The sequence below is a fragment of the Methylobacillus pratensis genome, from assembly GCF_054072455.1.
In genome coordinates, this window is the sequence record NZ_JBSUSR010000006.1 from 182,923 (window position 1) to 203,721 (window position 20,799).

A 20,799-nucleotide genomic window follows, 5' to 3' on the forward strand; every position below is an offset into this window, starting at 1 on the left:
CAGCAGTATACGGGGGGCTTGTAAACAGCGTCAAGGCTGGATTTCTCCTGTGTTTTCCGGGATTTTGATCGTGGCGTTGCCACTTGCTCAGCTTTCAATATCTGGCGAAATATGGAAAAATGACGACAAACTATAGAGGTATGTTGTCATGATAGATCGGGATGGATATCGCCCGAATGTCGGCATTATTTTATGTAATGCCCGCAATCAGGTGTTTTGGGGTAAGCGCATCCGCGAACACTCTTGGCAGTTTCCGCAAGGCGGGATCAAATATGGCGAGAGCCCTGAGCAAGCCATGTACCGCGAATTGATGGAGGAGGTCGGGCTGCGTCCCGAGCATGTCAAAATCCTGGGCCGCACCCGGGATTGGCTGCGTTATGACGTGCCTACCAACTGGATCAAGCGCGAATGGCGTGGCAGCTACAAGGGCCAAAAACAGATATGGTTCCTGCTCCGGCTGGTGGGGCGTGATAGCGACGTGTCATTGCGTGCCAGCACGCATCCGGAATTTGATGCCTGGCGCTGGAGCGACTACTGGGTGGCGATGGACTCCGTCATTGAGTTCAAGCGTGATGTGTACCGGCTGGCATTGAAGGAGCTTTCTTCCCACCTGGCGGATCGCCGACGCGCGCGCGTGACGGCCCACTTGGATCAAGTCACACGCTGATCACTTAGCTCATGATGAGTCTGTTCTAAGGCGGTGTGGGGTCATGCTGGCCGCAAGGCGCCAGAGCGATTGTCAGCCCAATGTAGCTACTAGCTCAATCCGGGGCGCAATCGATTTCACAACTTTTCGCATGCCATGTCCCGGATTGGGTTGGCGTTGCGACACGATGAGCCCTGTTTTTTCCAGAAAACTGATGTCCTTGCTGACCGCCCAGCGGTTGCGATGCAGGCGATGGGCCAGATCATTGATGGTTCTTGGTTCATGCAGAATCTCAAACATCAGTTTGCGGCGCGCTTCCGACAAGACGGCAAACATCGCTTGCGGATCTTCAAACGAGAGTGTGACGGTGCCATCAAACTCATGCCCTTGATCGGCACGGCGCGCAGCATCCTTCGCGCGAGCAAAGAAACCGTCACTGTCATCAGTGCGAACAATCACTTTAGCCATGATCCACTCCTTTGGATTTTACGATTTCCAGCCATTCTTGCTGGAATCTTGCTACGGTTGTTTCGTAACTTACAAACTCAACTGGCTCAATTTGTCCCATGTAATGACGGTGATGATAGTCATGAGCATTATCAAAACCTAATACGCGGCCATTATCGCGGCTGTATATCGTGTGATTGATATAGGCGATGTTATATCTGCAAACGATAATTTTGCCACTGGTTTTATAGCCCCATACTTCATAGCTGAGTAATCCTCCCCCATCTTTGGGCTTGGGTTCAAAGCGTTCTTTCTCGAGTAAGAACATCTCAGGCTTTTGAAGTTTCTTAACCATTTACCATGGCCTGGCAGGTGTGCGTTATTACATCATATCTGTGTGGGCAAATCAATGTGATGTGCCATTGCCTCGCCTAGGGAGACAGCCATCAATGGGTGCCAGCCGGCCTGAAATTTAAGCCGTGCTGTTTCCGGGTAGAGGAGTACCACAGTCGAACCTAGCAGGAATCGTCCCATTTCCTCGCCTTGTTTCAAGCGAATGTCCTGGTCATGATAGTGCCAGGTTCGGATTTCCCCTGGACGTGGCGGGTTGACGATGCCATGCCATACGGTTGCCATGCTGCCGACGATGGTAGCGCCCACCAATACCAAGACGAACTTGTCTTCGCCATCTGCAAATTCGCACACCACGCGCTCATTGCGAGCAAATAGCCCTGGTACGTGCTCGGCAGTCAACGGGTTGACGGAAAACAGGTCCCCGGGAACATAGGTCATGGAAAGCAGCTTGCCGTCGCACGGCATGTGGATGCGGTGGTAGTCGCGGGGGCTGAGATAAATGGTGGCGAAGTAGCCGTTTTCATAATGCTGTGCCATGGAGGCATTGCCGGCCAATAGGGTCGTGGTCGAGTAGTGATGGCCCTTGGCCTGGAAAATCTGGTCCTTCTCTATGCGCCCGAACTGGCTGATGGCGCCATCCACGGGGCAGATTTGCGCTGCATCGGCGAGCGGCCGTGCGCCGGGCTTCAATGCCCGGGTAAAGAAGTCGTTGAAGCTGGCATAGCTGGCAATGTCGGGATTGACCGCTTCCAGCATGTTGACCCGGTAGCGCTTGGCAAACCAGCGGATGACCGCAGTGGTCAGCCAGCCCGCACGCAAATGGGCGAGTTTGCCTGCCAAGGCGGTCAGTGCGATTTTGGGAATCAGGTATTGCAGTTTGACGGAACAGGGTTTAGACACACAAACCTCTTAACAGGAGACTGGATGTAAAAAAGAGGCTGGACGTCGTCCAGCCTCTTTCTATTTTAACGTAGACTTTGATCGCTTAGTTCTTGGACTGGTCTACCAGCTTGTTCTTGGCAATCCAAGGCATCATGGCGCGCAGTTGACCACCGACTTGCTCGATTGGGTGAGCAGCGTTGAGGCGGCGGCGTGCAGTCATGGATGGGTAGTTGGTACGGCCTTCCAGGATGAACTGCTTGGCGTAATCGCCGTTCTGGATGTTGGTCAGGCACTCCTTCATCGCGGCGCGGGCCTGGTCGGCAATCACGCGAGGGCCGGTGACGTACTCGCCGTATTCTGCGTTATTGGAGATGGAGTAGTTCATGTTCGCGATGCCGCCTTCGTACATGAGGTCCACGATCAGCTTGAGTTCGTGCAGGCACTCGAAGTAGGCCATTTCCGGAGCGTAGCCAGCTTCGACCAGGGTCTCGAAGCCTGCCTTGACCAGTTCCACCGCACCACCACAGAGCACGGCCTGTTCGCCGAACAAGTCGGTTTCGGTTTCTTCGCGGAAGTTGGTTTCGATCACGCCGCCCTTGGTGCCGCCGTTGGCTGCAGCGTAGGAAAGCGCAATGTCCTTGGCCTTGCCGGAAGCATCCTGGTAAACCGCGATCAGGGACGGCACGCCGCCGCCCTTGAGGTATTCGGAACGCACGGTGTGGCCAGGGCCCTTAGGAGCGATCATGATCACGTCCAGGTCCTTGCTCGGCACGATCTGGTTGTAATGCACGTTGAAGCCGTGGGCGAAGGCCAACGCGGCGCCTTTCTTCAGGTTGGGCTCGATTTCCGCGTGGTAGATTTCTGCCATGGTTTCGTCAGGCAGCAAGACCATGACGACATCCGCGCCGGTCACTGCATCCTTGATTTCCTTGACGTCATGGCCTGCGTTCACAGCCTTGGTAAAAGAGCTGCCGTCCTTGCGTGCGCCGATGGTGACGGTCGCGCCTGAATCCTTCAGGTTCTGCGCGTGGGCATGGCCTTGGGAGCCGTAGCCGACGATGGTCACCTTCAGCTTCTTGATCAGGGAGAGGTCAGCGTCCTTGTCGTAATAGACTTTCATTTTTTACCTTTCAATACAAATGGATTCTGCCGCCCGGTGTGGCGGGCAGCTTGAGTGTTTAAAGCTTGAGTATCCTGTCGCCGCGGCCTATGCCGGAAGCGCCGGTGCGCACGGTTTCCAGGATGGCGGCCTTGTCCAGCGCTTCCAGGAAGGCATCCAGCTTGGAGCCGGAGCCGGTCAGTTCGATGGTGTAGCTGCCGTCTGCTACATCGATGATGCGGCCACGGAAAATGTCGCACATGCGCTTCATTTCATCGCGGAACGACCCGGTCGCCTTTACCTTCACCAACATCAGCTCGCGCTCGATAAAGCGGCCATCGTTGAGGTCCAGTACCTTGACCACATCAATCAGCTTGTTGAGCTGCTTGATGATCTGCTCGATCACTTCGTCCGATCCGGAGGTGACGATGGTCATGCGTGACAGCGTGGCATCCTCGGTGGGCGCCACGGTCAGGGATTCGATATTGTATGCTCGCGCGGAAAACAGGCCGGCAACGCGGGAAAGGGCGCCGGCTTCGTTTTCCATCAATATTGAGATGATATGTTTCATGGTTCTTCTTACAGGTCTTCAGCCAGGATGATTTCAGACAATCCCTTGCCGTTCGGCACCATCGGGAACACGTTTTCGTTCTGGTCGGTGATGAAGTTCATGAAGACGAACCTGTCGGTGAGGTTGAACGCCTCGGTCAAGGCGCCTTCAACGTCAGCGGGCTTTTCGATGTTCATGCCGACATGGCCGTAGGACTCCGCGAGCTTGACGAAATCCGGCAAGCTGTCCATATAGGATTCGGAGTAGCGGTTTTCATAGAAGAACTGCTGCCATTGACGCACCATGCCCAGGTAGCGGTTGTTGAGCAGTATCACCTTGATCGGCAGGTGGAACTGCTTACAGGTGGACAGCTCCTGGATGTTCATCTGGATGCTGCCCTCGCCGGTGACGCAGGCCACCTTGGCGGTAGGGTCTGCAAACTGCACGCCCATGGCGTAAGGCAGGCCGACGCCCATGGTGCCCAGACCGCCGGAATTGATCCAGCGGCGCGGCTTGTCAAACTTGTAGTATTGCGCGGCCCACATCTGGTGCTGGCCGACGTCGGAGGTCACGTAGGCCTCGCCCTTGGTGACTTCCCAGAGTTTCTCGATGACGAACTGCGGCTTGATGATCTCGCTGTTGCGGTTGTAGCCGAGACAGTTGCGTCCGCGCCATTCCTCGATCTGCGTCCACCAGGCCTTGAGCGCGGCGGCATCCGGCGTGCGGGTTTCCGCATCCAGCAATTCGTTCATCTCGGCGAGCACGGACTGCACATGGCCGACGATGGGTACGTCCACCTTGACGCGCTTGGAGATGGAGGAAGGGTCGACATCGATATGGACGATGGTGCGGTCCTTATTGTAGAAATGCTGCGGGTTGCCGATCACGCGGTCGTCAAAACGCGCGCCTACGGCCACCAGCACGTCACAGTTCTGCATCGCCATATTGGCTTCCAGTGTGCCGTGCATGCCGAGCATGCCGACAAACTGCTTGTCAGTGGCAGGATAGCCGCCCAACCCCATCAGGGTGTTGGTCACAGGGAAGCCCAGCCTGTGCGCGAGCTTGATCAGCTGGTCCGCGGCATCGCCGAGCACCACGCCGCCGCCGGTATACAGCATGGGGCGCTTGGCTTCGAGCATGAGCTTGATGGCTTTCTTGATCTGGCCGGAGTGTCCCTTGAGGATAGGCGTGTAGGAACGCATCTCCACGCTTTTCGGGTATTCGTAATGGCCGAGATGCGCGGTGATGTCCTTGGGAATATCCACGACCACGGGGCCGGGGCGTCCGGTTGCAGCAATGAAGAACGCCTTCTTGATGGTGGGCGCGATGTCTTTGACATCCTTGACCAGGAAATTGTGCTTCACACAGGGGCGCGAGATGCCGATCATGTCCACTTCCTGGAACGCGTCCAGGCCGATGGCCGGCGTTGGCGCCTGGCCGCTGATGACGACCATGGGAATGGAATCCATGTGGGCGGTGGCAATGCCGGTGATGGCGTTAGTGGCGCCCGGGCCGGATGTCACCAGGGCGACCCCGACTTCACCCGTGGCGCGGGAATAGGCGTCTGCTGCATGGACAGCGGCTTGCTCATGACGGACCAGGATATGCTTGAACTTATCCTGTTTGAATATTTCATCGTAAATATTGAGCACTGCGCCGCCAGGATAGCCAAAAACGTATTTGACGTTCTCTTCCTGCAAGCAGCGAATGACGATTTCTGCGCCAGATAATTCCATAGATATTGCTTGTTATGCCGAGAATTTGGGAAACTTAGAACACTAACGGTTTGTCCCCGTTTGGTCAAGGTCGATTAAGTGAATAAGCGCTTTAAGCCGGTGATTTTTAAGTGGCTTGTGGTCAGTTCAGCCTGAGCCGTTGCGAAGCGCTTTGCGTTGGTTATTCAAATGGCGGCGGCGCGACCTTGAGCAGTTCTTCTATGGTGGTCAGGCCAGCGGCAATTTTCTCGGCGCCGTTGATCAATAAAGGCTGCATGCCTTGCTGGTAAGCCAACTTCTTGATGCTGGAGAGATCGGCGTCGTGGGTGATGAGTTTCTTGAGTTCCTGCGTCAGCGACAGCATCTCGTAAATACCGCTGCGGCCGCGATAGCCGGTCATGCGGCATTCCAGGCAGCCATTGGCGGCATAGGTTTGCGCGGGCTTGGGCAGTTTCCATGCGCCCACCAGGTCATTCCATCGCTCCTGGCTGATTTCGGCAGGCGTCTTGCAATGCGGGCACAAGGTGCGCACCAACCGCTGCGCCATGATGCCGATCAGCGAGGAGTGGATCAGGTAGGGCGGAATGCCCAGGTCCAGCAGGCGGGTCACCGCGGCAGGCGCGTCATTGGTGTGCAGGGTCGAGAGCACCAGGTGGCCGGTCAATGCGGCTTGGATTGCCATTTCACCGGTTTCCACGTCGCGGATTTCGCCCACCATGATGATATCCGGGTCCTGGCGCAGCAGGGTGCGTACGCCGTCGGCGAACGTCAGCCCGATGTTGTGCTGCACCTGCATCTGGTTGAAGGCGGGTTCCACCATCTCGATCGGGTCTTCCACGGTGCAGACGTTGACTTCCGGTGTCGCGAGCAGCTTGAGGGTGGAATAGAGCGTAGTGGTCTTGCCCGAGCCGGTCGGGCCGGTGACGAGGACGATGCCGTTCGGGCTTTGCGTCCACTGCGTCCATTTTTGCGCCTGCTCGCTGGAAAACCCTAGTTCCACAAAATCCTTGACCAGGATTTCCGGCGTGAAGATACGCATCACCAGTTTCTCGCCGAATGCCGTGGGCATGGTGGAAAGGCGCAGCTCGATTTCCTCGCCCTCGTCCGTCAGCGTCTTGATGCGGCCGTCCTGGGGGCGGCGCTTCTCCACCATGTCCATGCGGCCCAGCAATTTGATGCGGTTGGTGATCGCATTCATGATGGCGCTGGGCAGTTGATACACCTGGTGCAGTACGCCGTCGATACGGAAGCGCAACATGCCCATGTTGCGGCGCGGCTCAAGGTGGATGTCGCTCGCGCGCTGCTCGAAGGCATACTTGAACAGCCAGTCGACGATGTTGACGACATGCTGCTCGTTGGCATCTAGGTTCTTGTTCTTGCCTAATTCAACCAGCTGTTCCAGGTTTTGCACGCCTATGACCTGCCCGGCCTTTGCCGTGTTGGCGAGATTGATGGAGTTGGCTAGGTTGTAGACTTCCGGCAGGTAGCGGCTGATTTCGCGCGGGTTGGCGACGACCAGCCGGATGCTGAGCTTCAGGATGCGTTCGAGGTCAGGGATCCAATCGGTGAAAAAAGGCTCGGCGGTGGCGATGATGGCTTCCTGGCCGCTGACCTTGACCGGCATGATCTTGAGGCGCTCGGCATAAGCCTTGGAAATGACCTGGGCCACGGCGCTGAAATCCAGCTTGAGCGGGTCGACATGAAAATGTTCCAGGTTGGCCCGTTTCGCCAGCCAGGCGGTAAGCATTTCGAGGGAAAGCTGCTTGTTCGGGGACTGCAGGCTTTTCCATTTCTGTTCGCTGATGATGATCAGCGGATGCAGGTTGGAGCTGTCCAACCTGCGGTCCTTGAACAATTGCTCGGCCTGCAGCTTGTGTACCAGTCCGTCATTGACCAGCATGCGCAAGGTATCGCCCAGTGACAGGCGGCCGGGAGCGGGGTGGAAAATGGCGCTAGGTTGACTCATGTGAGGAATACTAAAGATTCGCGCAGCAAAAGTCGATGCAACGGCGCGTATTCGTCAAATAGTTTCCGGCTGGAAGCGCATGGAAAGGTCAATCGCGTGCACATGCTTGGTCAGGCTGCCGATGGAAATGCGGTCGACCCCCGTCAGGGCGATTTCGCGCACATTGTGGATGTCGATGCCGCCGGACGCTTCAAGGGTGGCCTGTCCGCGGTTGATCCTGACGGCTTCAGCAAGTGCCGGGATATCGAAATTGTCGAGCAGGATCAGTTTGGCATGTGCTTTCAGCGCGATCTGTAGTTGTACGAGGGTTTCCACCTCGATCTGGATCGGCACCTCAGCATTCAACGCCCGGGCATTTGTTAGCACTGCCTCGATACTGCCGGCTGCGGCGATGTGGTTTTCCTTGATTAATATTCCATCGTAAAGCCCGATGCGCTGGTTGAGCCCACCGCCTATGCGCACGGCGTATTTTTGCGCGATGCGCAGTCCGGGCAATGTCTTGCGCGTGTCGAGGATATGGGCGTTTGTCCCGGCGATGGCGTCGACATATTGCCGTGTGGCGGTTGCGGTCGCGGAAAGCGTCTGCAGGAAGTTGAGCGCGCAACGTTCGGCTGTCAGCAAGGCGCGGGCGGGGCCGGATAAGGTGCAAATCGTGCTGCCGGCCTTGACCTGGTCACCTTCCTGAACCAGCCATTCGATCGCAATCTCCCTGGATACGTGGCGGAACGCTGCGCTTGCCCACGGGATGCCGCAAATCACGGCATTCTCGCGTGAAAGGATAGTGGCGGTTGCCAATTGGCCTGCGGGCACCAGCTGGGCAGTGATATCGCCAGCGCCGACATCCTCTTCCAATGCGCGCAGGATATCCGCCTCGATGACTTTTTGCAGGGCGTTGGGGAGCAGTGCTTGCTGTGATGTGGAGTCCATGATTTACATTATAATGCAGTCATCCATCTCTTAAGTCTTATTCAAGATGAAGCTCCTATACTCCAACACCAGCCCATATGCGCGCAAGGTGCGCGTGGTGGCCGCAGAAAAGCGCATCGACGTGAACATGGTGCAGGTTGTGCTTGCCGACCCGGACTGTCCGGTCATGGACCATAATCCGTTGGGGAAGATCCCGGTGCTGATTCTGCCGGATGGCGACAGCCTCTATGATTCGCGCGTGATCGTGGAGTACCTGGATCATCGTACGCCGGTGGCGCACCTGATTCCGCAGGACCATACCGCCAAGATTGCTGTCCGGCGCTGGGAGGCGCTGGCTGACGGCGTGACGGATGCGGCCATTGCGGCCGTGATCGAGGGACGCCGCCCGGAAGAGGCGCAGGACCCGGCAGTGATTGCCAAGCAGCTAGGCAAGGTGGAGCGTGGCCTCAAGACCCTGGATCAAGACCTTGAAAAGAAAAAATGGTGCGTCAATGAAAGCTTCAGCCTTGCTGACATTGCCGTGGGATGCATGCTGGGCTATCTGGAGCTGCGCTACCAGCATCTGGACTGGAAGCAGCAGTATCCCAGCCTGGCCAAGCACTATGCGGCGATGATGAAGCGGGCTTCATTCAAGGATACTGCGCCAGCCGCGACCTGATCGGAGGCGGTGGGAAGCGAAGATAAACAGTCCTGAGGCCGAGCTCGTTAAAGGGCTGAGGTGATGATGCCGCCGCCCAGGCAGACGTTGCTTTCATAGACCACGACCGATTGACCCGGCGTGATGGCCCATTGCTTCTGGCCGAAGCGGATGTCCGCGCTCTCGCCGGTCAGCTTGTCGATTTCGCAAGGCGCATCGGGTTGGCGATAGCGGGTCTTGGCGGCATAGACCCAATGGGTTTTCGGCTCTTCTCCCGCAATCCAGTGCAGGTTGCCTGCGACCAGTCCGTCATTGAGCAGCAAGGGGTGGCCGTGCCCTTGTACCACGATCAGCACGTTGCGCTGCATGTCCTTGCCAGCGACGAACCAAGGTTCTCCGTTGCTTTCCTTCGAACCGCCGATTCCCAATCCCTGGCGCTGCCCCATGGTGTAGTACATCAGGCCATTGTGCTGGCCGACGACCTTGCCTTCCGGCGTCTGGATTTCCCCGGGCGCGCGCGGCAGGTAGCGGCTGAGGAATTCCTGGAACGGGCGTTCGCCGATGAAGCAGATGCCGGTGGAATCCTTCTTTTCGCTGGTGGGCAGGCCGGCGCGGCGCGCGATGTCGCGTATTTCGCGCTTGAGCAGGTGACCTAGCGGGAACAGTGTCTTGGAGAGCTGCGCCTGGTTGAGGCGGTAAAGGAAATAGCTCTGGTCCTTGGTACCGTCGTCCGCCTTCATGAGCTGGAACAAGCCGTTCTTCTCGCGCACCTGCGCATAATGGCCGGTGGCCATGAGGTCGCCGCCCAGCGCCATGGCATGGTCGAGGAAGGCCTTGAACTTGATCTCGGAGTTGCAGAGGATATCCGGGTTGGGCGTGCGGCCGGCACTATACTCCTCGAGGAAGTTGGCAAACACTCGCTCCTTGTATTCCTTGCTGAAGTTCACCGCCTCGATCTCGATGCCGAGCTTGTCGGCGACTGCCGCCGCATCGATCAGATCCTGCTTGGCCGGGCAGTATTCGTCGGTATCGTCATCCTCCCAATTCTTCATGAACAGGCCGACGACTTCGTAGCCTTGTTCCTTGAGCAGTAGTGCGGCGACGGAGGAATCGACGCCGCCGGACATGCCGACGATGACTTTTTTCTTCATGATGGATGTTCTATCTGCTAAATGACAACGCTATAAATGGGTAACCACATTGAGCGGGAAATGCTGCCCCGCCAGGTAGTGCTCGACGCAAGTAAGTACTTGCGGGCTGCGGTGCCTTGCCTGGCTGGTGCGGATCTCGTCCGGAGTCATCCAGATTGCGCGGATGATGCCGTCATCCAAGGGCAAGCCGGGCTGATGGTCGTCAACATGGCCGATAAAGGCGAACCGCAGGTAGGTAATGTCCTTGAGCGGATGGCACCAATGGTAGATGCCCAGCAGGCTTTGCGGCGTGAAACGGTAGGCGGTCTCCTCGCGGGCTTCCCTGACGACGGCTTCCAACAGGCTTTCGCCATTCTCCACATGCCCGGCGGGCTGGTTGAGGCGGATGCCGTCCGCGGTTTCTTCCTCCACCAAGAGAAAGCGGCCATCCTGCTCCACGATGGCAGCGACAGTGGTATGGGGTTTCCAGATCATGGACTTCTTCACCAGGCAACTGGCCGCATCCGCAGCCAGGTAACGTAAACCCATAATTTTACAGCGGGATTGATCGTGAAGCCAGCATTGCCGTCGGCGTGCCGCTGCAACTTTCTTGTTGGAGGCGAAGGCTATCGGGTAGTATCGTCGCCCAATATCAACCTACTACCAGCCATGGACACCAAGATGATACGCGTTTATCTCGCCTCCCGCTCACCGCGGCGTGCGGAGCTGTTGCAGCAAATCGGCGTGGAGTTTGTCGTCATCCCTTCCGATATAGACGAGTCTGTATATAATGCGGAGTCGGCTGCAGATTACGTGTTGCGTCTCGCGCGCGAAAAAGCCCATGCTGGCGCGGCCAGCTTGCAGACGCTGGATATGCCGGTGCTGGCTGCGGATACCACGGTATGCGTCGATGGCGCCATTCTCGGCAAGCCGGAAAACGACCAGGAAGCCTATGCCATGTTGGCGTCCATGTCGGGCCGCTGGCATGAGGTGCATACGGGGGTCGCGCTGGCAAGCAGCCGTGGCGTGGAGGTCGCGTTGTCAACGACGCGCGTGAAGATGACGGCATTGAGCCATGACCTGATTGCTGCCTATGTGTCCAGCGGGGAGCCGCGGGACAAGGCTGGCGCTTACGGCATACAAGGCCTGGGGGGTATATTGATAGAACGCATTGAGGGTAGCTATACCGGCGTGATGGGATTGCCATTGTTCGAGACGGCGAACCTTCTGAGAAATTGCGGATTTGCCATTCCGGGCCAGGCAGTTTGAATTGAAGCCGGCCTAGGTTGAACATCCAGAGATCAAGAATTTAAAAACAATCAATATGAGTGAAGAAATACTGATCAATGTCACCCCGCAGGAAACCCGCGTCGCGATCGTCGATCAGGGGGTATTGCAGGAGCTGCACGTAGAGCGCGCCACCTCGCTGGGGCTGGTGGGCAACATCTATCGCGGCAAGGTGTGCCGCGTATTGCCGGGAATGCAGTCCGCTTTCGTCGAGATCGGCCTGCAGCGTGCCGCCTTCCTGCATGTGGCGGATATCCTGGAGTGCTGTAGCCCGGAGAAGGAAAAAGCCATCCAGGAAGTATTGCACGAAGGCCAGCCCGTCATGGTGCAGGTGATCAAGGAGCCGATCGGTACCAAGGGCGCGCGCCTGACCACGCAGATCAGCATTGCTGGCCGCTTTCTCGTGTATCTGCCGCAACAGCAGCATATCGGCGTATCGCAGCGTATCGAGGACGAGGCCGAGCGCGAACTGCTGCGCGAGCGCCTGCTGCGCCTGCTGCCGGAAAAGCGCGAGGGCGGCTACATCATCCGCACCATGTCGGAAGCGGCGACCGATGAAGAACTGCTGGCGGATATCGATTACCTGCAAAAGGTCTGGAGCAATATCCAGGCGGCCAGCCACGGGGCTGCCGACCGTTCATTGGTGTTCCAGGACCTGGATTTGCCCATGCGCGTGCTGCGCGACGTGGTCAATGACGAAACGGAGCGCATCCTGGTGGATTCGCGCGAGACCTATCAAAAGCTGCTGGATTTCGCCAGCCACTACGCAGTAGGGGCGGTAAAGCGCATCGAGCATTACCAAGGCGCGCGCCCGTTGTTCGACATGTACAACGTCGAGCACGAGATCAACAAGGCCATGTCGCGCAAGGTGGAGCTCAAGTCGGGCGGCTACCTGATCTTCGACCAGACCGAGGCGCTGACCACCGTGGACGTGAACACGGGCGGCTTCGTCACCGGGCGTAGCTTGTCAGACACTATCTTCAAGACCAACCTCGAGGCGGCGCAATGCATCGCGCGCCAGTTGCGCGTGCGCAACCTCGGCGGCATCATCATCATCGACTTCATCGACATGGATGAGGAAGAGCAGCAAAACGCCGTGCTCGCCGAGTTGAAAAAGACCGTGGCCAAGGACAGGGCGCGTACCGGCGTGAACGGGTTTTCCACGCTCGGCCTGGTCGAGATGACGCGCAAGCGCACGCGCGAAAGCCTGGCGCACCTCCTGTGCGAGCCTTGCCCGGCCTGCAAGGGGCGCGGCGAGGTCAAAACCGCGCAGACCGTCTGCTATGAAATTTTCCGCGAACTGCTGCGCAACGCCAAGCAGTTCACCGCCCGCGAGTTCCGCATTCTGGCCGCGCCCAAGGTGATTGACCTGCTGCTGGACGAGGAGTCCCAGAGCCTGGCCAATCTCTCTGATTTCATCGGCAAGCCGATTTCCCTGCAGGCGGAAACGCATTATGCGCAGGAAACCTACGATATCGTGTTGATGTAGGTTTAGAAGCCTGTTCATGATCTTTTCATAAGGTACGTTGTCCCGGCAGCGCAGCCGCTGCTGCGTTGCGAATCGGCTCTTAGTACGGGCATCCGCGCCCATGCTGGCTTACTTCCGCTTACATTCTTTTGCATAAGCTTTACCTTGAGCTTTGTCATGGTCTTGTTTCTGGATTTATACTCGAACAGGACCATGTTTTGATCAAGGAGAAATGCCATGCGCAACATGTCCCGAAGACAGCTTCTGCAGCTTGGAGGAGGTCTGGGCCTGTTGGCCGTTCTGCCCGTAGTTGGACATGCCGCTTTTGCAACTGAAGGGAAGCCCCTGAAAATCGGCACTATCGGCGCGGGGAATCTGGGTGGCGCGGTCGGTGCTTTATGGGTGAAGGCAGGTCACGAAGTCCTGTTTTCCTCACGCGATCCTTCAAGCCTGAAATCGTTGGTCGATAGATTGGGGGCCAAGGCGCGTGCAGGCACTGTGGAAGAGGCGATTGCATTCGGCGATGCTATTTTGCTGGCCGTGCCTTATGAGGCCTATCCGCAAATCGGCCGCGACTACGGCGCAGCGCTCAAGGGCAAGATTGTGCTGGACGCCGGCAACGCCAACCGCAGCTCGCTGTATCCGGAGACGCAAGCCAACGGCATCGGCGTGACCACGGCCAAATACTTGCCTGGCGCACGCATCGTGCGCGCCTTCAATGCCGCAAACAACCGCGTATTCACCGACAATGCGGGACGCACGCCGCGCATCGCCATCCCGATTGCCGGCGACGACCAACAGGCGCTGGAGGTTGCCAAGGCACTGATCTCCTCAGCCGGTTTCGATCCCCTGGTCGTAGGCAGGTTGACGGATGCGGAAAAGTTTGCCATGGGAACCGATGGCTTCGGGCATATCATGACGGCTGACGAACTGGCAAAAAAGCTCGGCGTTGCACGTTGACCCTTGCAGGACTGAAGACCACAAACAGCTGGCTGTTTGTGGTGAGTCTTAGCCAGTTTGGAATACGCTCTTAGAACAAGCGCAGCAATTGCTGCTCCATCGGCGTGACGAATACGATCAGGATTAGTTGCGCGGCGATGAACACGACCAAAGGGCTGAGGTCGAAACCGCCGGCCGTGGGGATGCGGTTGCGCAATGGGCGCAACAGCGGCCGGGTAAGCGCATCCAGCACCGGCGTGAGGATGGTGTGGGGGTTGATCCAGCTGAGAATGGCCTGCAGCAGTACCGCATAAAGGAAGATATAGATGCTGAGCTTCAACAGGCCGACAAATGCCAGGCCCAGCAAGGCGATCCAGATGGTGTTGTCCGCCACGAGCAATGGGAAGTCGCGTATCCACAACGATCCCACTTGCAGCAGGAATTGTGCGATGAATGCCAGCAGCAGGGTAGATGTGTCGAGTCCGCCGATGCCCGGAATAAAGCGCCGGACTGGCCTGACTGCGAAGTTGGTGACGGCGACCATGGCCTGGGAAACAGGATTGTGGAAAGGCGCGCGGGTCAGTTGCAGGTAAAAGCGCAGCAACAAGGCTAGGGTAAACAGGCCGAGGATGGTATGCAGGAGGAACTGCAAGGCGTTGTTGATCATGCAAGCTCCCGGCATGAGATAGTGATGAGCATGGTTAGTCCTTTCCTAGCTGTTCGCCCAGTTCGCGCGCACGCTCAGCAGCGGCCTGCGCGGCCTGGATAATGGCTTGTTTGATGCCAGCCTGCTCCATGGAGAGGATCGCGCGCTCGGTGGTGCCGCCCTTGGATGTCACCTGGGCGCGCAGGGTTGCGGCGGGCGCATCGCTTTGGCTGGCGAGCCGGCTGGCCCCTAGGAAGGTCTGCAGGCTCAAGGCGCGTGCCTGGTCGGGAGCGAACCCCAGGTCCAGGGCTGCCTGTTCCAATGCCTCGATGAAATAGAACACATAGGCCGGGCCGCTGCCTGAAATCGCGGTCACCGCATCTATCTTGCCCTCGTCATCGACCCATAATGTGCTGCCTGCCGCAGACAACAGCAGGTCTGCCTGCTCGCGCTGCTCTATGCTGACGCCATCCGCCGCATAGAGGCCGGATATGCCGGCCTGGATCTGGGCGGGCGTATTGGGCATGACGCGCACGATGGCGCGGTAGCCGTTCAGCCAGCGGCTGAGCGCGGCGCAGGTGATGCCTGCCGCAATCGAGATGACGAGCTGCTGGTTGAGGAAGCTGGCGAGAAAGATCGCCAGGTCGCGTAATTGCTGCGGCTTGACAGCCAGTACGATGATGTCGGAATTGGCGACGCTGGGCAGGTGCTCGGTGGCGTGGATGCCGAACTCTTCCGTCAACTGCTCCCGCCTCGCAGCGTCAAGTTCAATGACACTGATGGCCGCCATGTTGTGGCCTTTTTGCTTCAGGCCGCCGATGATGGCGCGCGCCATGTTGCCGCCGCCGATAAAGCTGATTTTCATGTTGATTGTTCTGCGGTTGGTTTGATCCGGGCCCCGAAAATGGCGGAACCCACCCTCACTATTGTCGCACCCTCTTGAATGGCTGCGGGAAAATCTTCAGACATGCCCATGGATAAGGTATCCAAATCGTATCCTGCCGATTGCAGGCTGTCGTAGATCTCACGCACGGCGCGAAACTGCGACAGTTGCTCCTGCGGGTCATGGGTGGGGGCTGGAATCGCCATCAGTCCGCGCAAGCGCAGCTTGGGCAATTGCCTGATATGCTCCGCCAGCGCAATCGCGTCGGCAGCGCTGGTGCCGCTCTTGCTGTCTTCCCCACTGACGTTGACCTGGATGCAGACTTGCAGCGCCGCTTGCCCAGGCTCGCGGGCGGCATTGAGCCTGTCTGCGATCTTGGCGCGGTCCACGCTGTGCACCCAGTCGAAATGCCGGGCGATCGGCTGCGTCTTGTTGCTTTGGATCGGGCCGATGAAGTGCCATTCGATATCCAGGCCTTGGAGTTCTTCCTGCTTGGCGAGCGCTTCCTGCAGGTAGTTCTCGCCGAACTGGCGCTGTCCGAGCGCATATGCCTCGCGGATGGCACTTGCAGGATGCGCCTTGCTCACCGCGAGCAGGCTGACGGAATCCGGCGTCCGTCCGGCGTCAAGCGCAGCGGCCCCGATACGGGCCTTGATTGCTTGCCAGCGCTTGCCAATTGTGTCCATAATCCGTCCATTCTTCATGATTGCAACCATCCCGGTACCGGCGTGCTAGGTGCGGAATTATAACAGGAGCCTGTTTTGGATATTTCTGATTTGCTGGCGTTCTCGGTCAAAAACAAGGCTTCCGACTTGCACCTTTCGGCGGGCATGCCGCCGTTGATCCGGGTGCATGGCGACGTGCGAAAGATCAACGTGCCGCCGCTGGATCACAGCGCCGTGCACGACATGGTGTACGACATCATGAACGACGGCCAGCGCAAGGTATACGAAGAAACGCTGGAGTGCGATTTTTCCTTCGAGATTCCCAACCTCGCGCGCTTCCGCGTCAATGCCTTCAACCAGAACCGCGGCGCGGGCGCGGTGTTCCGTACCATTCCCTCCAAGGTGCTGACCATGGAGCAGCTCGGCTGTCCGCCTATTTTCCGCGAGATTGCGCAGAACCCGCGCGGCATCGTGCTGGTGACCGGGCCGACCGGCTCCGGTAAATCCACTACACTGGCGGCGATGATCGATTTCATCAATGAAAACGAGTTCGGCCATATCCTCACTGTGGAAGACCCGATCGAATTCGTGCATACCTCGAAAAAGTGCCTGATCAACCAGCGCGAGGTCGGGCCGCATACCCTGTCTTTCGCCAACGCCTTGCGCTCAGCCCTGCGCGAGGACCCGGACGTGATTCTGGTCGGCGAAATGCGCGACCTGGAAACCATCCGCCTCGCACTCAGCGCCGCTGAGACCGGCCACCTGGTGTTTGGCACCCTGCATACCAGTTCCGCAGCCAAGACCATAGACCGTATCGTCGACGTGTTCCCCGCGGCGGAAAAGGAAATGGTGCGTTCCATGCTGTCGGAATCGTTGCGCGCCGTGATCTCGCAGACCCTGTGCAAGACCAAGGACGAGCAAGGCCGCGTGGCGGCGCACGAGATCATGATCGGCACGCCCGCGATCCGCAACCTGATCCGCGAGAACAAGATCGCGCAGATGTATTCCGCAATCCAGACCGGGCAGAACGTCGGTATGCAGACGCTGGACCAGAACCTGCAGGACCTGGTGCGCCGCAACGTGATTTCCCTGGCCGAGGCAAGAACCAAGGCCGCCAACAAGGATGCCTTCGTCGGCTAACCGGGAGTAAGGAATAGCATGGATCAGGGGCAAGCGGAGAAGTTTGTATTCGACCTGTTGCGGTTGATGTTGGGCAAGAAGGCATCCGACCTTTTCATTACGGCCGCCTATCCGCCCGCGATGAAGATCGACGGAAAAATGACGCCAGTGACGCAGCAGGCGTTAACGCCGCAACAGGCGCGCGAGATCGCGCGTGCGATCATGAACGACAAGCAGGCTGCGGAATTCGAGGCGACGCGAGAGTGCAACTTCGCGATCGGCATGCCCGGCGTGGCGCGTTTCCGCGTCAATGCCTTCGTGCAGCGCGGCAGCGTCGGGCTGGTGTTCCGCACCATCACCACCAAGATTCCGCGCCTCGAGGAGCTGGGGCTGCCTGAAGTGCTCAAGGACGTGGCGCAGTCCAAGCGCGGGCTGGTGATCTTCGTCGGCGGCACCGGTTCGGGCAAGTCCACATCGCTGGCCGCGATGGTCGGTTACCGCAATGAAAACAGCCACGGCCACATCATTACCATCGAAGACCCGATCGAGTTCGTGCACGAGCACAAGAACTGCATCATCAGCCAGCGCGAGATCGGCGTCGATACCGACAATTGGCATACCGCGCTCAAGAACACCTTGCGCCAGGCGCCCGACGTAATCCTGATCGGCGAGATCCGCGACCGCGAAACCATGGATTACGCGATTGCCTTCGCCGAGACCGGGCACCTATGCATGGCGACCTTGCATGCCAACAGCACCAACCAGGCGCTGGACCGCATCATCAACTTCTTCCCCGAGGAGCGGCGGCACCAGTTGCTCATGGATCTGTCGCTCAACGTGAAGGCTTTTGTCTCCCAACGCCTGATCGCGCGTAAAGACGGCACGGGACGGGTAGCGGCCATGGAAATCATGATCAACTCGCCCCTGATTTCCGACCTGATCTTCAAGGGGGATGTGCACGAGATCAAGGACATCATCGCCAAGTCGCGCGAGCTGGGCATGCAGACATTCGACCAGTCGCTGTTCGACCTGCACGAGGCCGGCCTTATCACCTATGAGGATGCCTTGCGCAATGCGGATTCGGTCAACGACCTCAGGCTCAGGATCAAGCTGGAGGGCAAGGATGCGAAAGACCGGGACCTCTCCGCAGGACTGGATAATCTCGGTATAGTGTGACCTGCCATGCCAGCGCGTTTGCTGGCAATTCACAATTTCTTTTCTGAAAGCTTGATATGCTGGAATGGTTGGCAAGCCCCGAAGCCTGGATTGCACTCGCAACGTTGACCGCCCTGGAAATCGTCCTCGGCATAGACAACATCATCTTCATTTCCATCCTGGTCGGCCGTCTGCCGGAAAAGCAGCGCAATACCGCCAGGCGGCTCGGGCTCAGCCTGGCAATGATCGCGCGACTGGCGCTGCTGTTTTCCATTTCCTGGGTCATGGGGCTGACCAAGCCCTGGTTCGAGATCGCAGGCGTGGAGATCTCAGGCCGCGACTTGATCCTGATCGGCGGCGGCTTGTTCCTCCTTGCCAAGGCCACCCACGAAATCCATAACAGCCTCGAAGGCGTGGACGGCCATGGGGACGGCAATGTCACGGTCAACAGCATGGGCATGGTACTGGTGCAGATCGCGGTGCTGGATATCGTTTTTTCACTGGATTCCGTGATTACCGCGGTCGGGCTTGCCGACCATGTCGGCATCATGGCGACGGCCATCATCATTGCGGTCGGCGTGATGCTGTTTGCCGCGAAGTCGATAGGCGATTTCGTCGACAACCATCCCACCATCAAGATTCTCGCCCTTTCCTTCCTGATCTTGGTTGGCGTGACACTGATGGTGGAAGGTTTCGATGTGCATGTGCCTAAAGGCTACATCTATTTTGCCATGGCGTTCTCGGTGGCGGTCGAAATGCTCAATATCCGCATGCGTAAGCGCGTGGCTACGAGAAAGCCAGTGAAGTTGCGCAAGAGGCCGATGCAATCAGATGGTTAATATTGGTAATTGAGTCGTAATGGATCAAAACATTAATCAAATAGGGAGGACTTGATAGTGTTGGTTAACAGAAAAACTTTTCTTTGCCCAAGATATATTGCAAAAGGGGTGAAGCTGGTAGGTACGATAATAATGATATTAATGAGTGTGTTTTATAGATACACAATGGCTGAGCCTGCTTTGGAACAGAACTCATCGATTGAGCTTCCTCAAGAGGGTAATTATTTTTCAGAAAAAGTAATTATTCCAGAGGCACTCGATAAGAACGGAGTACCTCTAACCGAAATGCAAAGACGTGCCTTGATTCAGCAGAGTACAGCCCAAGCTATCCTAGAGGGCGTGCGCTCTGGGGTAGTACCTCAGCCTTCCGGTATCTCACCCGCTGATCTAATGAATCAGCAATCTAAAGCACTTATGGAGCAAAAGCAGGTAGCGAAAGATGCGCGCCCTAGTGCTCTTGTATCCGCAGGTGCTGCGGCAGGCGGTCTTACGCGCGACCTGTGGGAGGCAGCAACTTCTAAGACAGCGAATACTGATGTGGACTCCTCGTGGGACGTAGGTCAGCACCGCAGGGAGTACACTTCGCTATACCCTCGGGAACTGTGGCACTCGTTCGAGCGCACACGGAATGAGGATGAGTACAACGCCTTGAAGGCAAGGTATGCAGAGCGCTCAGAGCGTGAGGCTGCTATGGCAGCGCACCCTTGGGTGTCTGGGGTTATTCGTATGATTACAGATCCCTTGGTAATAATGGTTGTTTTACTATTGGTCTGGATTGTTGGTCGCACTCAGGTCAAGGCTTTAGTGCCTAAGCTTGGGCTAAACTCAAATAATTTTCATAGACAAAAAAATAAGTAGTAGAGGCAACTGGGCGTGTATGTTGAGGTGAAAAAAGCATATTCCCGGCACGTGCGTTCTAGTTTGTTTTTATTGTTATGAAAGCCAGCCCTGCAATTTGCAAGGCTGGCTTTGTTCTACTTGTGCATATAGGATATTTGACCATTGACCAAGTTGTATCGAGCCCTACCGGCTAATTCCAGTCCGTTGAAGGGCGCGTATTCTTGCCTTGACTCAGTAAATTTGAAGCTTCCACTTTCCAATATTGCTGCGGGTCGAAAATGCAGATGTCTGCCTGCGCATCCAGGCCCAGATGCCCTTGGCTGATGCCCGGGCTGGCCGCGGGTACGCTGCTCCGTCATTACTGCCGTCGGCTTGGCCGACCATGTCGGCATCATGGCAACCGCTATTATTATCGCTGTGAGCGTTATGCTGTTTGCCGCCAAGTCCATAGGCGAGTTTGTCGACGAGCATCCCACGATCAAGATTCTCGCCCTGTCCTTCCTGATCTTGGTTGGCGTGACACTGATGGTGGAAGGTTTCGATGTGTATGTACCACGATAGTGCACGGTATTAGATAATGGTGCGTAGGGATGTGAGTAAGTCGA

Annotated in this window: 22 protein-coding genes and 1 pseudogene; 10 read left to right on the forward strand and 13 right to left on the reverse strand. The window is 57.5% G+C overall.

The window, feature by feature from the left end; all coding sequences use genetic code 11:
- Positions 1–148 precede the first annotated feature (148 nt).
- On the forward strand, positions 149–667 hold the full coding sequence (locus tag ACW4YW_RS13100; protein ID WP_457137960.1) for an RNA pyrophosphohydrolase: 519 nt from the start codon (positions 149–151) through the stop codon (positions 665–667).
- A 72-nt stretch (positions 668–739) separates the two neighbouring features.
- On the opposite strand, the gene ACW4YW_RS13105 is transcribed toward ACW4YW_RS13100, so the two are convergent.
- The 8 genes from ACW4YW_RS13105 to nadC form a co-directional block, all read right to left on the reverse strand.
- Positions 740–1,114 (reverse strand): HVO_A0114 family putative DNA-binding protein, encoded by a 375-nt coding sequence (locus ACW4YW_RS13105; protein WP_457137961.1) that lies wholly within the window; start codon positions 1,112–1,114, stop codon positions 740–742.
- Positions 1,107–1,448: a hypothetical protein gene (locus ACW4YW_RS13110; protein ID WP_457137962.1), complete on the reverse strand. Its 342-nt coding sequence runs from the start codon at positions 1,446–1,448 to the stop codon at positions 1,107–1,109. Before ACW4YW_RS13110 ends, ACW4YW_RS13105 begins: the two co-directional genes overlap by 8 nt.
- A gap of 32 nt (positions 1,449–1,480) precedes the next feature.
- A complete protein-coding gene (asd, locus tag ACW4YW_RS13115; protein WP_457137963.1) occupies positions 1,481–2,347 on the reverse strand; it encodes an archaetidylserine decarboxylase in 867 nt (288 codons plus the stop codon).
- A gap of 85 nt (positions 2,348–2,432) precedes the next feature.
- Positions 2,433–3,449: a ketol-acid reductoisomerase gene (gene ilvC, locus ACW4YW_RS13120; protein WP_457137964.1), complete on the reverse strand. Its 1,017-nt coding sequence runs from the start codon at positions 3,447–3,449 to the stop codon at positions 2,433–2,435.
- Between the two features lie 58 nt (positions 3,450–3,507).
- A complete protein-coding gene (gene ilvN, locus ACW4YW_RS13125) occupies positions 3,508–3,999 on the reverse strand; it encodes an acetolactate synthase small subunit (protein ID WP_089374550.1) in 492 nt (163 codons plus the stop codon).
- Positions 4,000–4,007: 8 nt separating this feature from the next.
- Positions 4,008–5,714, reverse strand: coding sequence for an acetolactate synthase 3 catalytic subunit (locus tag ACW4YW_RS13130; RefSeq protein ID WP_457137965.1), 1,707 nt, complete (start codon positions 5,712–5,714; stop codon positions 4,008–4,010).
- A gap of 160 nt (positions 5,715–5,874) precedes the next feature.
- Complete coding sequence (locus ACW4YW_RS13135; protein WP_457137966.1) at positions 5,875–7,659, reverse strand: GspE/PulE family protein; 1,785 nt, start codon at positions 7,657–7,659, stop codon at positions 5,875–5,877.
- A 54-nt stretch (positions 7,660–7,713) separates the two neighbouring features.
- Positions 7,714–8,586, reverse strand: coding sequence for a carboxylating nicotinate-nucleotide diphosphorylase (gene nadC / locus ACW4YW_RS13140; protein ID WP_457137967.1), 873 nt, complete (start codon positions 8,584–8,586; stop codon positions 7,714–7,716).
- Between the two features lie 46 nt (positions 8,587–8,632).
- Here nadC and ACW4YW_RS13145 point away from each other — a divergent pair, with 46 nt between their 5' ends.
- Positions 8,633–9,244: a glutathione S-transferase family protein gene (locus tag ACW4YW_RS13145; protein ID WP_457137968.1), complete on the forward strand. Its 612-nt coding sequence runs from the start codon at positions 8,633–8,635 to the stop codon at positions 9,242–9,244.
- A 47-nt stretch (positions 9,245–9,291) separates the two neighbouring features.
- On the opposite strand, the gene mnmA is transcribed toward ACW4YW_RS13145, so the two are convergent.
- Together mnmA and ACW4YW_RS13155 are read right to left on the reverse strand one after the other, a co-directional pair.
- Positions 9,292–10,374: a tRNA 2-thiouridine(34) synthase MnmA gene (gene mnmA / locus ACW4YW_RS13150; RefSeq protein ID WP_457137969.1), complete on the reverse strand. Its 1,083-nt coding sequence runs from the start codon at positions 10,372–10,374 to the stop codon at positions 9,292–9,294.
- Positions 10,375–10,404: 30 nt separating this feature from the next.
- Entirely contained in the window at positions 10,405–10,848 is a 444-nt protein-coding gene (locus tag ACW4YW_RS13155; protein WP_457138001.1) for an NUDIX hydrolase, read from the reverse strand.
- A 174-nt stretch (positions 10,849–11,022) separates the two neighbouring features.
- Between ACW4YW_RS13155 and ACW4YW_RS13160 the strand changes: the two genes are divergently transcribed.
- From ACW4YW_RS13160 to ACW4YW_RS13170, 3 genes are all read left to right on the forward strand, one after another.
- Positions 11,023–11,622 carry a Maf family protein gene (locus tag ACW4YW_RS13160; protein WP_457138002.1) on the forward strand — a complete coding sequence of 200 codons (600 nt, stop codon included), beginning with the start codon at positions 11,023–11,025 and terminating at the stop codon, positions 11,620–11,622.
- A gap of 55 nt (positions 11,623–11,677) precedes the next feature.
- Entirely contained in the window at positions 11,678–13,129 is a 1,452-nt protein-coding gene (rng, locus tag ACW4YW_RS13165) for a ribonuclease G (protein ID WP_457137970.1), read from the forward strand.
- 216 nt (positions 13,130–13,345) lie between these two features.
- Positions 13,346–14,068 carry an NADPH-dependent F420 reductase gene (locus tag ACW4YW_RS13170; RefSeq protein WP_457137971.1) on the forward strand — a complete coding sequence of 241 codons (723 nt, stop codon included), beginning with the start codon at positions 13,346–13,348 and terminating at the stop codon, positions 14,066–14,068.
- Between the two features lie 70 nt (positions 14,069–14,138).
- On the opposite strand, the gene ACW4YW_RS13175 is transcribed toward ACW4YW_RS13170, so the two are convergent.
- From ACW4YW_RS13175 to ACW4YW_RS13185, 3 genes are read right to left on the reverse strand one after another with little or no spacing between them, the layout of a single operon-like run.
- A complete protein-coding gene (locus tag ACW4YW_RS13175; RefSeq protein ID WP_457137972.1) occupies positions 14,139–14,714 on the reverse strand; it encodes a YggT family protein in 576 nt (191 codons plus the stop codon).
- A gap of 34 nt (positions 14,715–14,748) precedes the next feature.
- Positions 14,749–15,558 carry a pyrroline-5-carboxylate reductase gene (gene proC / locus ACW4YW_RS13180; protein WP_457137973.1) on the reverse strand — a complete coding sequence of 270 codons (810 nt, stop codon included), beginning with the start codon at positions 15,556–15,558 and terminating at the stop codon, positions 14,749–14,751.
- Positions 15,555–16,262 (reverse strand): YggS family pyridoxal phosphate-dependent enzyme, encoded by a 708-nt coding sequence (locus ACW4YW_RS13185; protein ID WP_457137974.1) that lies wholly within the window; start codon positions 16,260–16,262, stop codon positions 15,555–15,557. Before ACW4YW_RS13185 ends, proC begins: the two co-directional genes overlap by 4 nt.
- A 75-nt stretch (positions 16,263–16,337) precedes the next feature.
- Between ACW4YW_RS13185 and ACW4YW_RS13190 the strand changes: the two genes are divergently transcribed.
- The 5 genes and pseudogenes from ACW4YW_RS13190 to ACW4YW_RS13210 all read left to right on the forward strand — a co-directional run.
- Positions 16,338–17,381: a type IV pilus twitching motility protein PilT gene (locus ACW4YW_RS13190; protein WP_309566387.1), complete on the forward strand. Its 1,044-nt coding sequence runs from the start codon at positions 16,338–16,340 to the stop codon at positions 17,379–17,381.
- 18 nt (positions 17,382–17,399) lie between these two features.
- Entirely contained in the window at positions 17,400–18,536 is a 1,137-nt protein-coding gene (locus ACW4YW_RS13195) for a PilT/PilU family type 4a pilus ATPase (RefSeq protein ID WP_457137975.1), read from the forward strand.
- Positions 18,537–18,592: 56 nt separating this feature from the next.
- On the forward strand, positions 18,593–19,354 hold the full coding sequence (locus ACW4YW_RS13200; RefSeq protein WP_457137976.1) for a TerC family protein: 762 nt from the start codon (positions 18,593–18,595) through the stop codon (positions 19,352–19,354).
- 51 nt (positions 19,355–19,405) lie between these two features.
- Positions 19,406–20,212 (forward strand): hypothetical protein, encoded by an 807-nt coding sequence (locus ACW4YW_RS13205; protein ID WP_457137977.1) that lies wholly within the window; start codon positions 19,406–19,408, stop codon positions 20,210–20,212.
- Between the two features lie 333 nt (positions 20,213–20,545).
- Positions 20,546–20,752 (forward strand): annotated as a pseudogene (locus ACW4YW_RS13210) (TerC family protein); the annotation flags it as partial.
- Positions 20,753–20,799 lie beyond the last annotated feature (47 nt).

What these genes read in the sequence shown, in the direction of transcription:
- ACW4YW_RS13175 (WP_457137972.1), bottom strand. Translation starts at nt 14,714, where the DNA reads ATGATCAACAACGCCTTGCAGTTCCTCCTGCATACCATCCTCGGCCTG.
- ilvN (WP_089374550.1), bottom strand. Translation starts at nt 3,999, where the DNA reads ATGAAACATATCATCTCAATATTGATGGAAAACGAAGCCGGCGCCCTT.
- ACW4YW_RS13155 (WP_457138001.1), bottom strand. Translation starts at nt 10,848, where the DNA reads ATGATCTGGAAACCCCATACCACTGTCGCTGCCATCGTGGAGCAGGAT.
- ACW4YW_RS13185 (WP_457137974.1), bottom strand. Translation starts at nt 16,262, where the DNA reads ATGGACACAATTGGCAAGCGCTGGCAAGCAATCAAGGCCCGTATCGGG.
- ACW4YW_RS13195 (WP_457137975.1), top strand. Translation starts at nt 17,400, where the DNA reads ATGGATCAGGGGCAAGCGGAGAAGTTTGTATTCGACCTGTTGCGGTTG.
- ACW4YW_RS13135 (WP_457137966.1), bottom strand. Translation starts at nt 7,659, where the DNA reads ATGAGTCAACCTAGCGCCATTTTCCACCCCGCTCCCGGCCGCCTGTCA.
- ACW4YW_RS13110 (WP_457137962.1), bottom strand. Translation starts at nt 1,448, where the DNA reads ATGGTTAAGAAACTTCAAAAGCCTGAGATGTTCTTACTCGAGAAAGAA.
- ACW4YW_RS13100 (WP_457137960.1), top strand. Translation starts at nt 149, where the DNA reads ATGATAGATCGGGATGGATATCGCCCGAATGTCGGCATTATTTTATGT.
- rng (WP_457137970.1), top strand. Translation starts at nt 11,678, where the DNA reads ATGAGTGAAGAAATACTGATCAATGTCACCCCGCAGGAAACCCGCGTC.
- mnmA (WP_457137969.1), bottom strand. Translation starts at nt 10,374, where the DNA reads ATGAAGAAAAAAGTCATCGTCGGCATGTCCGGCGGCGTCGATTCCTCC.
- ACW4YW_RS13105 (WP_457137961.1), bottom strand. Translation starts at nt 1,114, where the DNA reads ATGGCTAAAGTGATTGTTCGCACTGATGACAGTGACGGTTTCTTTGCT.
- ACW4YW_RS13160 (WP_457138002.1), top strand. Translation starts at nt 11,023, where the DNA reads ATGGACACCAAGATGATACGCGTTTATCTCGCCTCCCGCTCACCGCGG.
- ilvC (WP_457137964.1), bottom strand. Translation starts at nt 3,449, where the DNA reads ATGAAAGTCTATTACGACAAGGACGCTGACCTCTCCCTGATCAAGAAG.
- proC (WP_457137973.1), bottom strand. Translation starts at nt 15,558, where the DNA reads ATGAAAATCAGCTTTATCGGCGGCGGCAACATGGCGCGCGCCATCATC.
- ACW4YW_RS13170 (WP_457137971.1), top strand. Translation starts at nt 13,346, where the DNA reads ATGCGCAACATGTCCCGAAGACAGCTTCTGCAGCTTGGAGGAGGTCTG.
- nadC (WP_457137967.1), bottom strand. Translation starts at nt 8,586, where the DNA reads ATGGACTCCACATCACAGCAAGCACTGCTCCCCAACGCCCTGCAAAAA.
- ACW4YW_RS13130 (WP_457137965.1), bottom strand. Translation starts at nt 5,714, where the DNA reads ATGGAATTATCTGGCGCAGAAATCGTCATTCGCTGCTTGCAGGAAGAG.
- ACW4YW_RS13145 (WP_457137968.1), top strand. Translation starts at nt 8,633, where the DNA reads ATGAAGCTCCTATACTCCAACACCAGCCCATATGCGCGCAAGGTGCGC.
- ACW4YW_RS13200 (WP_457137976.1), top strand. Translation starts at nt 18,593, where the DNA reads ATGCTGGAATGGTTGGCAAGCCCCGAAGCCTGGATTGCACTCGCAACG.